Source organism: Clavibacter michiganensis (assembly GCF_016907085.1).
GTDB classification, from domain to species: domain Bacteria; phylum Actinomycetota; class Actinomycetes; order Actinomycetales; family Microbacteriaceae; genus Clavibacter; species Clavibacter michiganensis_O.
This window is the reverse complement of sequence record NZ_JAFBBJ010000001.1, coordinates 3,223,423-3,237,503: the sequence shown is the minus strand read 5'-3', so window position 1 is coordinate 3,237,503 and position 14,081 is coordinate 3,223,423. Positions and strand designations below refer to the sequence as shown.

10 protein-coding genes and 1 tRNA gene are annotated in these 14,081 nt (G+C 73.7%); 1 reads left to right on the top strand and 10 read right to left on the bottom strand.

Translation table 11 applies throughout. The features are described 5' to 3' along the window. Window positions 1-138: 138 nt before the first annotated feature. Window positions 139-2,073 (top strand): ABC transporter ATP-binding protein, encoded by a 1,935-nt coding sequence (locus JOE38_RS15255; protein ID WP_204577026.1) that lies wholly within the window; start codon window positions 139-141, stop codon window positions 2,071-2,073. A gap of 107 nt (window positions 2,074-2,180) precedes the next feature. Here the strand turns inward: JOE38_RS15255 and JOE38_RS15250 are convergent, their stop codons facing one another. The 10 genes from JOE38_RS15250 to topA form a co-directional block, all read right to left on the bottom strand. Further along, window positions 2,181-2,549, bottom strand: a complete 369-nt coding sequence (locus JOE38_RS15250) for a DUF2834 domain-containing protein (RefSeq protein WP_204577025.1) — start codon at window positions 2,547-2,549, stop codon at window positions 2,181-2,183. Window positions 2,550-2,668: 119 nt separating this feature from the next. Then, complete coding sequence (locus JOE38_RS15245) at window positions 2,669-3,481, bottom strand: TrmH family RNA methyltransferase (protein WP_204577024.1); 813 nt, start codon at window positions 3,479-3,481, stop codon at window positions 2,669-2,671. Beyond that, window positions 3,481-4,956 (bottom strand): NAD-dependent succinate-semialdehyde dehydrogenase, encoded by a 1,476-nt coding sequence (locus JOE38_RS15240; RefSeq protein WP_204577023.1) that lies wholly within the window; start codon window positions 4,954-4,956, stop codon window positions 3,481-3,483. Before JOE38_RS15240 ends, JOE38_RS15245 begins: the two co-directional genes overlap by 1 nt. A 94-nt stretch (window positions 4,957-5,050) precedes the next feature. Continuing rightward, window positions 5,051-5,641: an isochorismatase family protein gene (locus tag JOE38_RS15235; protein ID WP_204577022.1), complete on the bottom strand. Its 591-nt coding sequence runs from the start codon at window positions 5,639-5,641 to the stop codon at window positions 5,051-5,053. Window positions 5,642-5,705: 64 nt separating this feature from the next. Then, window positions 5,706-7,211 (bottom strand): D-alanyl-D-alanine carboxypeptidase/D-alanyl-D-alanine endopeptidase, encoded by a 1,506-nt coding sequence (dacB, locus tag JOE38_RS15230; RefSeq protein ID WP_239544852.1) that lies wholly within the window; start codon window positions 7,209-7,211, stop codon window positions 5,706-5,708. Window positions 7,212-7,351: 140 nt separating this feature from the next. Continuing rightward, window positions 7,352-7,427: transfer RNA gene (locus tag JOE38_RS15225), tRNA-Thr, on the bottom strand. A 115-nt stretch (window positions 7,428-7,542) separates the two neighbouring features. Beyond that, window positions 7,543-9,099 carry an alpha/beta hydrolase gene (locus JOE38_RS15220; RefSeq protein WP_239544851.1) on the bottom strand — a complete coding sequence of 519 codons (1,557 nt, stop codon included), beginning with the start codon at window positions 9,097-9,099 and terminating at the stop codon, window positions 7,543-7,545. A gap of 17 nt (window positions 9,100-9,116) precedes the next feature. Next, window positions 9,117-10,391 carry a DNA polymerase III subunit delta' gene (locus JOE38_RS15215; protein WP_374191165.1) on the bottom strand — a complete coding sequence of 425 codons (1,275 nt, stop codon included), beginning with the start codon at window positions 10,389-10,391 and terminating at the stop codon, window positions 9,117-9,119. Further along, window positions 10,388-11,023: a dTMP kinase gene (tmk, locus tag JOE38_RS15210; RefSeq protein ID WP_204577020.1), complete on the bottom strand. Its 636-nt coding sequence runs from the start codon at window positions 11,021-11,023 to the stop codon at window positions 10,388-10,390. Before tmk ends, JOE38_RS15215 begins: the two co-directional genes overlap by 4 nt. After that, window positions 11,020-13,974 carry a type I DNA topoisomerase gene (gene topA, locus JOE38_RS15205; RefSeq protein WP_204577019.1) on the bottom strand — a complete coding sequence of 985 codons (2,955 nt, stop codon included), beginning with the start codon at window positions 13,972-13,974 and terminating at the stop codon, window positions 11,020-11,022. Before topA ends, tmk begins: the two co-directional genes overlap by 4 nt. Between the last annotated feature and the right edge of the window lie 107 nt (window positions 13,975-14,081).

Genomic DNA, 14,081 nt, shown 5'->3' with positions numbered 1-14,081 from the left:
ACGCGCAGCCGCCGGCGCGTAGAGTCCAGACGGCGGCGCCACGCATCCGGCACCGGGTGCCACCGCCTCGGCAGCGGCCACCGCCCGGCACCCGAGGTCCGTCGCCGCACATCAGGATCACCACCCGGGAGACCACGCATGAGCACCGCCCGCCCCTCCTCCTCCGCGCCGCGCGCCCGCTCCCGCAACCCGTTCGCCCGTCGCGACGCCGCCGACGACGGACCCCGCGCGCGCTTCTCGGAGCTCCTCCCCTACATCCTCGAGCAGCGCGGGCTCATGGCCTTCGTCGTCGTGCTGAGCGTCCTCGGCGCGGCCGCGAGCCTCGGCCAGCCGCTCCTCGTGCAGCGCGTCGTCGGCGTCGTGCAGGAGGGCGGCCAGCTCGGCGTCCTCGTCTGGGCTCTCGTCGGCCTGGTCGTCGTGTCCGGCGTGCTCTCCGGCTACCAGCACTACCTGCTGCAGCGCATGGGCGAGGGCATCGTCCTCTCGTCGCGCCGCACGCTCGTGCGCCGGATCCTCCGCCTCCCCATCTCCGAGTTCGACACGCGCCGCACGGGCGACCTCGTCTCCCGCGTCGGGTCCGACACCACGCTCCTCCGCGCGGTGCTCACGCAGGGCCTCGTCGAGGCGATCGGCGGCGCGGTCACGTTCCTCGGCGCCATCATCGCGATGCTCATCATCGACCCCGTGCTCCTCAGTCTCACCGTGCTGGTCGTCGCCGTCTCGGTCGTCGCGGTCGTGGGGCTCTCCAGGCGGATCCGCGTCGCCAGCCAGCGCGCGCAGCGCAAGGTCGGCGACCTGGCCGCGAGCGTCGAGCGCGCCATCGGCGCGATCCGCACCGTGCGCGCGAGCAACGCCACCGACCGGGAGATCCGCACCATCGAGGCCGACGCCGAGGGCGCGTGGGAGATGGGCATCAAGGTCGCGAAGGCGTCCGCCGTGGTCGTCCCGATCGCCGGCATCGCGCTGCAGGCGTCGTTCCTCGTGGTGGTCGGCGTGGGCGGGTTCCGCGTCGCGTCGGGCGCCATCACGGTCGGCGACCTCGTGGCCTTCATCCTGTTCCTCTTCCTCATGATCATGCCGCTCGGCCAGGCGTTCGGCGCCGTGACCGCGGTCAACCAGGCGCTCGGCGCGCTCGGCCGGATCCAGGAGATCGTGAAGCTGCCCGTCGAGACCGACGGCGACGGCGAGATCGCGGGACGCCTCCGCGACGACGCGGCCGCGGGCACGGGCGCGGACCGCACGGACGCGCCCGCCGTGGAGCTCGTGGACGTGCGGTTCTCGTACCCGGTGGCAGCCGATGCGGACGCGACCGCAGACGGTGCCGCGACGACCGAGGCACCCGCGTCTCCGGCCGACGCCGCAGACTCCGCCCCCGGCGCCGACCGCACGGGCGGCGGCGTCCTCCAGGGCATCAGCTTCCGCGCCGAGCGGGGCACGCGGATCGCGCTCGTCGGACCCTCGGGCGCGGGCAAGAGCACGATCCTGGCGCTCATCGAGCGCTTCTACGACCCGACGTCCGGCGTCGTCCGCGTCGGCGGGCGCGACATCCGCACGCTCGACCGGGAGGACCTCCGCCGCCAGATCGGCTACGTCGAGCAGGACGCGCCCGTGCTCGCCGGCACGCTCCGCGAGAACCTCACGCTCACCGCGTTCGACGCGACCGACGACGACTGCATCCAGGTGCTGCACGCCGTGAACCTCACCGAGGTGCTCGCGCGCAACGAGCTCGGCCTCGACGCGCCCGTCGGCGAGGACGGCATCATGCTCTCCGGCGGCGAGCGCCAGCGCCTCGCGATCGCGCGCACGCTGCTGTCGGCCCCGCCGATCCTCCTGCTCGACGAGTCGACCTCCAGCCTCGACGGCCTCAACGAGCAGCTGCTCCGCAAGGCCATCGACGCGGTCGCCGAGCACCGCACCCTCATCGTGATCGCGCACCGGCTCTCGACCGTCGTCGACAGCGACCTCATCGTCGTGGTCGAGAAGGGCCGCGTCGTCGGCACCGGCACGCACGCGGAGCTCGTCGTCTCGACGCCGCTCTACCGCGACCTCGCGAAGCACCAGCTGCTCGTGTAGCGCGCGCCGGGGGCGGTGGATGCGCGGGCGCTGCGACTCTGCGCTGCAGCGCTCGGGCTGCGCTGCGCGGCGGCGCCCACACGATCCGGCGCCCCGGCGGTGACGTGTCACGCGCCCGGTGTCGGCTCCGCCCGCTCCGGCGCGCTCAGGCGCATCTCCCGCGCCGCGAGGAACACCGGCAGGGCGACCGCGAACGCCACGAGCGGGGCGAGCAGCACGTAGATCCACACGCGCCGCATCCGCAGCCGCCGCCCCTCGACGACGATGAAGACGACGCTCGCGACCGCCGCGATCAGCAGGTCCCACGACAGCGACGAGACCGCCGGGCCGCCGGCGGAGAGGTCCGCGAGGAAGTCGCGGCCCTCCGTGACGACGCGGATGTTCGCCGACCAGGTGAGCACGAGGCCGGCGACCGCGAGCACCAGGTAGACGACGGCGAGGCGCGTGGGGCGCCGGCGTGCGGGACGCGTGCTCATGGGGACCCCTTCTCGTGGATGAGGCCAGGCTAGGCGCTGGCCCGCCGGCCTGCGCCATCCGCTCGGGATCGGCCCCGGAGCGGCCCGTTGCCGGCCTGGGGAGGGAGCGGCCCGCGCGTTCAGCCGGCCGGCGCCGTGAGCGCGTAGAGCGCGACCGCGCTGGCGGCCGCCACGTTCAGCGAGTCGATGCCGTGCGCCATCGGGATCCGCACGACCGTGTCCGCCGACCGGATCGCCTCCGCCGAGAGCCCCGGACCCTCCGAGCCGAGCACGATGGCGAGCCGCGCGTGCTCCTCGGCCGGGAAGTCGCGGATCGACACGGCGTCGGGCGTCAGCGCGAGCGCCGCGAAGTGGAAGCCGGCATCGGCGAGCGCGGCGCGCGTCTCCGGCCACTCCCCCGTGCGCGTCCACGGCACCTGGAGCACCGTGCCCATGCTCACGCGGATGGCGCGGCGGTAGAACGGATCCGTGCAGCGCGGCGTGACGAGCACCGCGTCCGCGCCGATGGCCCCGACCGAGCGGAAGATCGCGCCGACGTTCGTCGGATCCACGACGTCCTCGAGCACCACGACGCGCCGCGCGCCCGCGAGCAGCGACGCGACCGACGGCAGCGCCGGCCGGTCGAGCGACGCGACGACGCCGCGATGCAGCACGTAGCCGGTGAGCTCCGCGAGCAGCTCTCCCGGCCCCGTGAACACCGGCACCTCCCGGTCGCCGACCAGCGCCAGCGCCTCGTCGACCGTGCCGCCGAGCGCGAGGACCGACCGCGGCGCGTGCCCGGCGCGGAGCGCCCGCTCGAGCACCAGCGCCGACTCCGCCAGGTAGATCCCGTGCCCCGCGCCCTCCGCCTTGCGGAGCGCGACGTCGGTGCGGTGGCTGTAGTCGGCGAGCCGTGGATCCGCCAGGTCCTCGACCGGGACGACGTGCGCCACTACGACGCGAAGGGGTCGGGCGTGAGCGTGTACTTCGTGTCGAGGTACTCGTGGATCCCCTCGAGCCCGCCCTCCCGGCCGAGCCCCGACTGCTTCACGCCGCCGAACGGCGCGGCGGCGTTGGAGATGACGCCCATGTTAAGGCCCGTCATGCCGGTCTCGAGCCGCTCGATCATGCGCTGACCACGGGCGAGATCGCGCGTGAACACGTAGGAGACGAGGCCGAACTCGGTGTCGTTGGCGAGGCGCACGGCGTCGTCCTCGCCGTCGAACGGCACGATGGCGACGACGGGCCCGAAGATCTCCTCGCGCAGGATGTCGCTGCCCTCGGCCACGCCCGTGACGAGGGTCGGCGGGTAGAAGTGGCCGGCGCCGTCTCCAGGCGCTCCGCCCGCGCGCACGGTGGCACCGCGCTCGACGGCGTCGCGCACCAGCCGGTCGGCCTTGTCGACGGCTCGGCCGTCGATGAGCGGCCCGACCGTGACGCCCTCCTCGGTGCCGCGCCCGATCCGCATGGCGTCGATGCGCTCCTGGAGCCGGTCGGCGAACGCGCCCGCGACGGACGCCTCGACGATGAAGCGGTTCGCCGCCGTGCACGCCTGCCCGACGTTGCGGAACTTCGCCGCCATCGCGCCCTCGACGGCCTTGTCGATGTCGGCGTCCGCGAAGACCACGAAGGGCGCGTTGCCGCCCAGCTCGAGCGAGACGCGCAGCACGTTCTGCGCGGCCTGCGCGCCGAGCTGCCGGCCGACGGGCGTGGATCCGGTGAAGCTCAGCTTGCGCAGCCGCGGGTCGGCGATGAGCGGCCCGGTGACGTCGGCGGCGGCCGTGGTGGGGATCACGTTGAGGACGCCCGCGGGCAGGCCCGCCTCCGCCAGCAACTCGGCGAACCGGAGCGTGGTGAGCGGCGTGAGGTCGGCCGGCTTGATCACCACGGTGCAGCCCGCGGCGAGCGCCGGCGCGATCTTGCGGGTCGCCATCGCGAGCGGGAAGTTCCACGGGGTGATGAGCAGCACGGGCCCGACGGGATGCTGCGACACGATCATGCGGCCGGTCCCCTCGGGGTTCGTGCCGTAGCGGCCCGTGATGCGCACGGCCTCCTCGGAGAACCAGCGGAGGAACTCGCCGCCGTACGTGACCTCGCCGAGCGACTCGGCGAGCGGCTTGCCCATCTCGAGCGTCATGAGGAGCGCGAACTCGTCCTTGCGCTCCTGGAGCAGGTCGAACGCGCGGCGGAGGATCTCGCCCCGGGCGCGCGGCGCGGTCGCCGCCCACGCCGCCTGCGCGTCGACCGCCGCGTCGAGGGCGCGCGCGCCGTCCGCGGGGCTCGCGTCGGCGACGCGTGCGAGGACGGCGTCGGTCGCGGGATCCCGCACCTCGAACGTCGCCCCGCCCTCGGCCTCGACCCGCTCCCCGCCGATGAGCAGGGTGGTGGGCGTGCCCGACAGGAGGTCGGTCTCGGTGGATGCGCTCATGCTGTCCTCGCTTCTTCCGTGCGGTGTCGTGCTCGTGTTCGTCCTCGCGCGGGTGCGCGCGCTCGTGCTCGCGGCGGTGCGGGCCGGCCAGCCGTCAGTCGGCCGGGCCCTCGACGACGTCGGCCCCCGCGTCGCGCAGGCGGTCGAGGGCGGCGGCGCTGGTGGCCGGCGCGACGCCCGCGACGAGGTCGGCGAGGATGCGCACGCGCTTGCCCTGGTGCACCGCGTCGAGCGCGGAGGCGAGCACGCAGTAGTCCGTCGCGAGGCCGACCACGTCGATGTCGGTGATGTCGTGCAGCGCCAGCAGGTCCGCCAGCGGCACGCCGTCCTCCGTCGTGCCCTCGAAGATCGAGTAGGCGGGCGCGCCCTGGCCCTTGCGCAGGTGGAAGTCGACGGCGGTGACGTCGAGGTCGGGGTGGTACTCGGCGCCGTGGGTGCCCTGCACGCAGTGCTCGGGCCACGTGGTCGAGAAGTCGGGGACGGTGCCCGCCGCGGCGAAGTGCCCGCCGTTGCCGCCCGTCGCCTCGTGCCAGTCGCGGGAGGCGAGCACGTGGTCGTACCGGTACGGCTCCGCGGCGAGGAGTCGGGTGATCCCCCGCGCGACGTCGCCGCCGCCCTCGACGCCGAGCGCGCCGCCCTCCGTGAAGTCGTTCTGGACGTCGATGATGAACAGAGCCCTGCTCATGCGCCCCTCCTTCCCCGGGCCGAGCCCGGTGCCGTGGATCCGCCGCCCGGGACCGGGCCGCGCGTCACTCGTCCCCCAGGTCCGCCCCGCAGCGGTACGTGCCCGCTGCCAGCGCGTCCAGGGCGATCTTCGCGTCGCCCGTCACGTTCCCGATGGCGTAGAACGCGAAGGTCAGCTTCGCGCCGTCGGCCGCGTCGACGATGCCGGCGAGCGTGTACCCGGTGTCGATCCAGCCGGTCTTGGCCACGATGTGCCCGCGGGCCACGGCGCTGTCGCCGGTGAAGCGGCCCGCGAGGGTGCCCGTGCGTCCTGCGACGGGGAGCCCGTCGTGCAGGTAGCCGAGCGCCTGCTTCCGCTGGTCGACCTGGATCATCAGCTGCGCGAGCAGCGACGGCGGGACCCGGTTCTCGGGGCTGAGCCCCTGGCCGTCGACGATGGTGAGCGTGGAGGTGTCGAGCCCGTACGCCTGCAGCGCCTTCGGGATGCCCGCCGCCAGCGACTGCTGCGTGTTGCCCGCGCCGACCTGGATGCTCACGAGCCGCGCGAGCGACTCCGCGAGCACGTTGTCGGAGTTGATGAGCGCGGTCTGGATGAGCGACGACACCGGCTGCGACTCGACCTTGCCGAGCACGGCCGCACCGGCGGGTGCCGTGCCCTGCGTGACCTCGGCCGACCCGCCGAGCATGGAGCGGAAGGTGCTGCCGACGCGCGCCAGCGGATCCTCGCTCCGGGCGGAGACGACGGCGGCGGGATCCGCGCGGTCGGCGTCGAGCTGCAGCGGCGTCATGAAGCTGGAGTACCCGGCCTTGCGCTCGGTGGCGGCCCACGAGGGGATCCACGTGTCGCCGGAGAAGAGGGAGGTGTCGAGCACGATGCGGGTGATGGGCGTGCCGGCCGTGGCGGGATCCGCGGCCCACGCCGTGCGCACCTGCTGGGCGAGGTCGCTGAGGCGCGGCGCACCCGGGTAGACGGAGCTGCCGGAGGTGAGGCGCGACAGGGTCGGGTCGCCTCCGCCGACCAGCACGACCGTGCCGGGCTCGGACCCGCGGACGACCGTGGTGGCGATGCGCCGGTCGGGGCCGAGCGCGGCGAGGGCGGCGGCCGAGGTGATGACCTTCATGACGCTCGCCGTGCGCTCCGGCGTGCTGCCGTTCCGGTCGAACAGCACGCGGCCGGTCGCGGCGTCGCGGACCTGGCCCTCGAAGGTGGCGAGGCGCGGATCCTGCGCGAGGGACGAGATGGAGCACATGCGGAGGTCACGCGCGGCGGCCTGGTCGGCGGGTGCGGGACGCGGCGGCGCCGCGGTGGGCGTCGGGCTCGGGGTGGGCGTCGGGTCGGCGGTGGCGGCGACGCTCGCGGAGGCGCTGCCGGCACGACCGGTGAGCGCGCCTGCGCCGACGGCGCCGGCGGCGAGCAGGGCGAGCACGGCGACGGCGGCCGTCAGGGAGCGGGTGCGACGGCGGTCACGCGCGCGGGCGCGCGGGCGGGACGCGGGGGCGCGCGACGCCGGGACATCCTGATGGGTGCGGTCGTCGCGCGCGCGGTCGGGGCCGTCGGCTGGGGATCGCATGGGGCCATGTTAGACGCCGCATCCGGGGGCCCGTCCGCCCGCCGGTACCCCGGGGAGGCGATCGACGAGGGCGCCCTGTGAGGGACGAGACATGCCACGTCCCGGCACGCGAACGACGAGCGCGACGGGAGGAGGGGTGGTGGAGCCGCCTGTCAGAATCGAACTGACGACCTTCTCATTACGAGTGAGATGCTCTACCGACTGAGCTAAGGCGGCCCGGCCCGGACTCGAAGAGCACCGGGCACGAATAGAGAGCATACCGGATGCGGGGGCCGCTCCCGGACACCCGCGGCGCGGAGTCCGCCCCGCCTGCGGTCGGGGCTCGCCCGGGTCAGCCGCAGGTCGTGCCGGCGGCGGGCGGATCCCCGCCGAGCAGGTAGCCGTCCACCGCGGACACGATGCACGGATCCCGTTCGTCGTACGCGATGTGCCCCTCCCCCTCGTAGGTGAGCAGCACGCCCGAGGAGAGCTGGCCCGCGAGCGCCTCCGCCCACGAGTAGGGCGTCGCGGGATCGCCCGTGGTCCCGACGACGACGATGGGCGCCGCGCCCTCCGCCGACACGGGCGCCGGGGCGTCCCGGGCCGGATACGGCCAGTTGCCGCAGAGCGGATCGGGCTCGCCGTCGCGGGAGGTGTCGTCGTCGGCCAGCTCGCCGGCGGCGGCGCGGATCTCGGCCGCCTCCGTCACGAGCACCGCCGGATCCCGCTCCACCGGGTAGTCGATGCACTGGATGGCGAGGAACGCCTCGTAGAAGTTGCCGGAGTAGGTGCCGTCCGGCTTGCGGCCGAAGTAGGAGTCGGCGAGCGCGAAGGCCGTCGCGGACTCGCCGCGGAGGGCCTCGGTGAACGCGGTCGTAAGGGCCGGCCACTGCTGCTCGCTGTAGAGCGCGGAGTCGATGGCGCTGCGCATGACCTGCCCGTCGAGCTCGCGCCCGTCGGAGGCGCGCAGCGGGCTCTGGTCGAGGCGGGCGAGGAGGGTGGAGACGGTCTTCTCGCCGTCCTCGACGGATCCGCGGAACGGGCATCCCTGCCCTGCCAGGCAGGCCGCCATGTACGACTCGAACGAGGTGCGGAAGCCGGTCGTCTGCGCGAGCACCACGTCGAACGAGCTCGCGGACGGATCCGTCGCGCCGTCGAGGACCATGCGGCCGACGTGCCCGGGGAAGTCCTGCGCGTACTGGGCGCCGATGCTCGTGCCGTACGAGTAGCCGAGGTAGTTGAGCCTCTCGTCGCCCACCAGGGCCCGCAGCATGTCGAGGTCGTGCACGGTGCTCTGCGTGTCGATGAACTGCAGCAGCGGGCCGGATCGGGCGGCGCAGGACTCCGCGAACGACTTCGAGGCCTGCACCAGCTCCTCGTCGTGCGCCGGGGTGCCAGGAGGTGCCTCGGTCTCGCCGTAGAGGAAGGAGTCGAGCTGGGCGTCGTCCACGCAGTCGACGGCGGTCGAGGCCCCGACGCCGCGCGGATCCCAGCCGACGACGTCGTACGCGTCCTGGAGATCGCGCGAGACCGCGTAGTCGACGCTGGCCTTCACGAAGTCGACGCCGGACGCCCCCGGTCCGCCCGGGTTGACGAAGAGCGACCCGCGGGGCCCGTCGGCTCCGCGCGCGGTGTGCCGCACGAGGGCGAGCTGGATGTCGGTGGCCGGGTCCGGCGCGGACCAGTCGAGCGGCGCCGTCGCGGTCGCGCACTGGGCGCCGTCCTCGCACGGGGACCACGCGAGGGTCTGCTCGTAGTACCGCGCGAGGTCGGGCGCGACGTCCTCCGTCGTGGGACTCGAGGTGGAGCTGCGCGGCTCGGGGACGGGGATGAGGCCGCAGCCGCTCAGGGCGACGGCAGCCGCGAGGAGGACCGCGCCCAGGGCTCCGGCGCGACGGACGGACGGCATCCGCGTCCTCCGGCGCGTCACGCGCGACCCGCCTGGCGCGTGCGGGTGATGGACACGAGCATGGCCTCCAGGGCGAGCGCCGGGGACACGTTGCCGTCGATCCGACGGCGCGCCACGCCGACCGCGTCGAGGACCGCGAGCGACGCCGCGGCGGACCCGGCCTCCGCGGCCTCCGCGATCCGAGGGGCGATCGCCTCGTTCACCCGGGGCAGGTCCGCCCCCAGCTGATGCAGGAGCACGTCTCGGTGCAGGGACATGAGGTCGACGAGGATCCGGTCGATGCCGTCGCGGAGGCTGCGCGTGGCGCGCCGCTTCTGGTCCTCCTCGAGCTGCCGGATCTGCGAGCGCAGCTGCGGCGGGATGGATCCGCCCTCCTGCACGCCGAGCGACCGGAGCGCGCGCTCGCGCTCGTCGGCGTCGCGCTGCACCGTGAAGGCCTTGGCGTCCTGGCCGGCGAGCTCGAGCATCGCGGCTGCCGCGCGCACGGCGTCGCCGACCGAGCGGATCCCGAGGGCGAGCTCCAGGGTGCGGCTGCGGCGCTCCCGCGCCTCGGCGTCGGTGGCGAGCCGGTGCGCCATGCCGATGTGGCTCTGCGCCTCGCGGGCGGCGCGCGTCGCCGTGGCGGCGTCGACGCCGTCGCGTCGCTGGATCAGCGCGGCCACGTCCTCGACCGACGGGATGCGCAAGCGCACGCTGCGCACGCGCGATCGGATGGTCGGGATCAGGTCGGCCTCGCTGGGCGCGCAGAGGATCCAGATGGTGCGCTCCGGCGGCTCCTCGAGCGCCTTCAGCAGCAGGTTGGACGTGCGCTCGGTCATCCGGTCGGCGTCCTCGACGACCATGACCCGGTAGCGGCCGACCGACGGCGAGTACTGCGACGAGGTGACGAGCGCGCGCACCTCGTCGATGGCGATGATGACCCGCTCGGTCGCGAGCACGCCGAGGTCGGGGTGGCTGCGCGCGGCCACCTGGCGTGCCGTCGCCGCATCGCCCTCGGGCGTGCCGTCGCTGAGCAGCGCGGTGGCGAAGGCGTAGGCGAGGTTCGAGCGGCCGGATCCGGGGGGACCCGTGATCAGCCAGGAGTGCGCGAGCGCGGTGCCGGCGGCGTCGCGTGCGGTGGCCCGGGGACTGCTCGCGGCGGCGAGCAGGGCGACGGCCTCGGACTGACCGGTGAGCTCGTCCCAGATGGCCCGGCCGTCGGGGCTCGCGGGCGTCCCGGACGGCTGTGCGGCGGACCCCTGCGTCGCGGACGCCCGCCCCGCGTGGACGCGGTCGTCGGCTGCGCCGCTCACGCGGAGGCCCCCGACGCGATCAGCGCGTGCGCCCGGGTGCGGATCTCCGCGGCGATCTCCTCGCGGGGGCGTGCGGCGTCGACGACCAGGAAGCGGTCCGGCTCGGCGCCCGCGAGCCCGAGGAACGCCTGGCGGACGCGCTCGTGGAAGTCGGCGCGCTCGGCCTCGAGCCGGTCGAAGCGCGTCCGCGCGGCGTCGAGGCGGACCCGGGCGGCGGCCTGGTCGAGGTCGAGCAGCACGGTCAGGTCGGGCAGGAGCCCTTGAGCGGCCCAGAGCGACAGCTCGCGGATCTCGGCGGCGTCCAGCACGCGACCGGCACCCTGGTAGGCGACGGACGAGTCGAGGTAGCGGTCCTGCAGGACGACGGCGCCCCGCTCGAGGGCCGGCCGGACGACCGTCTCGACGTGATGCGCGCGGTCGGCCGCATACAGCAGCGCCTCCGCGCGGGGCGCGATGTGTCCCCGACGGTGCAGCACGATCTCGCGGATCTCCACCCCGAGGTCGCTGCCGCCCGGCTCGCGGGTCACGACGACCTCGTGGCCCTCGTCCTCGAGCCATCCCCGGAGGAGCGCCGACTGCGTGGACTTCCCCACGCCGTCGCCGCCCTCCAGGGTGATGAAGACGCCGGTCACGTCGCGTCGGACGCCGTCGCCGCAGCAGCGGCCGCCTTGTTGGCGGCCCGCGTCGCCGCGGCCTTCGTGGCGGCGGCCGACCTCGCCGTGGTCGTCTTCGCCGTGGTGCTCTTCGCGGCGCCGCTCTTCGCGGTGGTCGCCTTCGCGGCGCTCGTCTTCGCCGTGGCCGTCTTCGTCTTCGCGGGCGCCTTGGCCTTCGACTTGGCCGGGGCCTTCGCCTTGGCCCTCGGCTTCGCCGGCCCCTTGGCGCGCTTGTCGGCGAGCAGCTCGACCGCCCTGTCGAAGTCGATGTCCTCGACGGACTCGCTCTTCGGGATCGTCGCGTTGGTCTCGCCGTCGGTGACGTACGGACCGAAGCGGCCGTCCTTCACCTTGATCCCCTTGCCGCTCACGGGATCCGCGTCGAACTCCTTGAGCGCGCTGGACGGACGGCGCGCACCGTACTTGGGCTGCGCGAACACCTCGAGGGCGCCGGGCAGGTCGATCTCGAAGATCTGCTCCTCGCTCGTGAGCGAGCGCGAGTCCGTGCCCTTCTTCAGGTACGGGCCGTACTTGCCGTTCTGCGCCGTGATGGGCGTGGCCGTCTCCGGGTCCTCACCCACGACCCTCGGGAGGTCGAGGAGGCGCAGGGCCGTCTCGAGGTCGACCGTGGCGAGGTCCATCGACTTGAAGATCGAGGCCGTGCGCGGCTTCACGGCCGCTGCCTTCTTCGCCGCGGGCTTCTTGGCGGGCGCCTTCTTCGCGGGTGCCGCCGTGGCAGTCGTCGACGCGCTCTCGAGCACCTCGCCGGTCGCGGGGTCGACGCCGTCCGCAGGGGCGGCGGGCGCCGCCTCCGGCTCGGGATCGAGCTCGGTGACGTAGGGGCCGTAGCGGCCGTCCTTCGCGACGATCTGCTTGCCGTTCTCGGGGTTGATGCCGATGACGCGATCGGTGACGACCGGCGCGTCGATGAGCTCGCGGGCCTTGGCCGCCGTCAGCTCGTCCGGCGCGAGGTCCTCCGGCAGGTTGACGCGGCGGGGCGTCGCGTCCGCGGCGGCTCCCTCCTCGTGCACCTCCAGGTAGGGCCCGTACTTGCCGATGCGCAGGGTGATGTCGTCGGCGATGCGCAGCGAGTTGATCTCCTTGGCGTCGATCTCGCCGAGGTTGTCGATGGTGGGGCGGAGCCCCTTGTGCGCGTCGTTGCCGTAGTAGAAGCCCTTCAGCCAGTCGACGCGCTCGGCCGAGCCCTCCGCGATGCGGTCGAGGTCGTCCTCCATGCCCGCGGTGAAGTCGTACTGCACCAGCTCCGTGAAGAACTCCTCCAGCAGCCGCACCACCGAGAAGGCGATCCAGTTGGGGACGAGCGCGGTGCCGCGCGGCGTGACGTAGCCGCGGTCGACGATCGTCGAGATGATGGCCGCGTAGGTCGACGGACGACCGATGCCCAGCTCCTCGAGCGTCTTGACGAGGCTCGCCTCCGTGTAGCGCGGCGGCGGGCTGGTCTCGTGCCCCTTGGCGTCGACGTCGACCAGGCGCAGGTCCTGGCCCTTCTTGAGATCGGGGAGCTTGGCCTCGCGCGGCTCGGCGGCGCCGTGGCGCTCCTCGTCACGGCTCTCCTCGTACGCGGCCAGGAAGCCGCGGAAGGTGATGACCGTGCCGGAGGCGGCGAACTCCGCCACCTCGCCCGCGGACGTGGGCCCCGCGGCGATGACGACCGACGCGGTGGATCCCTTCGCGTCCGCCATCTGCGACGCGATGGTGCGCTTCCAGATGAGGTCGTAGAGCTTGTGGTCGTTGCCGCGCAGCGTGGAGGCGAGCTGCTGGGGCGTGCGGAAGGTCTCGCCCGCGGGGCGGACGGCCTCGTGGGCCTCCTGCGCGTTCTTGCTCTTGCCGGCGTAGAGGCGCGGCTTGTCCGGCACGGTCTCGGGACCGTAGAGCTCCGCGGCCTGCTTGCGCGCCGCGTTGATCGCCTGCTGCGAGAGCGAGGGCGAGTCGGTGCGCATGTAGGTGATGTAGCCGTTCTCGTAGAGCGACTGCGCGACGCTCATCGTCTGGCGCGCGGAGAAGCGGAGCTTGCGCGCCGCCTCCTGCTGGAGCGTCGACGTGGTGAACGGTGCTGCGGGGCGACGCGTGTAGGGCTTCGACTCGACGCTCTGCACCTTGAGCGGCACGGACGGGTCGCGGAGCGCCTCGGCGAGCGCCTCCGCGCTGCTGGCGTCGAGCGGGCGCGAGTCGTTCTTGAGGGCGCCCTTGTCGTCGAAGTCGCGGCCCGTGGCGATGCGCGCGCCGTCGATGCGGACGAGTCGGGCGTCGAACGGCAGCTCCTGGTCGAGCGGGGAGAGCGACGCCGTCAGGTCCCAATAAGAGGCGGTGACGAAGGCGAGCCGCTCGCGCTCGCGGTCCACGACCAGCCGGGTCGCGGCGGACTGCACGCGGCCCGCGGACAGGCCTGGTCCGACCTTGCGCCAGAGCACGGGCGACACCTCGTAGCCGTAGAGGCGGTCGAGGATGCGCCGCGTCTCCTGCGCGTCCACCAGGGCCGTGTCGATGTCGCGCGTGCTGTCGCGGGCGCGCTCGATGGCCTCCTTGGTGATCTCGTGGAACACCATGCGCTTGACCGGCACCTTAGGCTTCAGCACCTGCAGCAGGTGCCAGGCGATGGCCTCGCCCTCGCGGTCCTCATCCGTCGCGAGGAAGAGCTCGTCGGCGTCCTTGAGCGCCCGCTTGAGGTCGGCGACCGTCTTCTTCTTCTGGTCGCTGACGACGTAGTACGGCTCGAAGCCGTTCTCGACATCCACGGAGAACTTGCCGAGCGTGCCCTTCTTGAGCTCAGGCGGCAGGTTCTTGGGCTCGATGAGGTCGCGGATGTGACCCACGGAGGCCTGCACCTCGTAGCCGCTGCCCAGGTACTGGGCGATCGTCTTGGCCTTGGCCGGCGACTCGACGATGACCAACTTCTTCGTGCCGGGCACGTGACTCCTTATATATGCGTTCGTGGGGGCCGGTGGCCGGCCCGCTGTGCGGGGTGCGTGCCCGCTCGGATCGGATCCGATCCGGGGCGACGTGCGGCGGGGTCCCC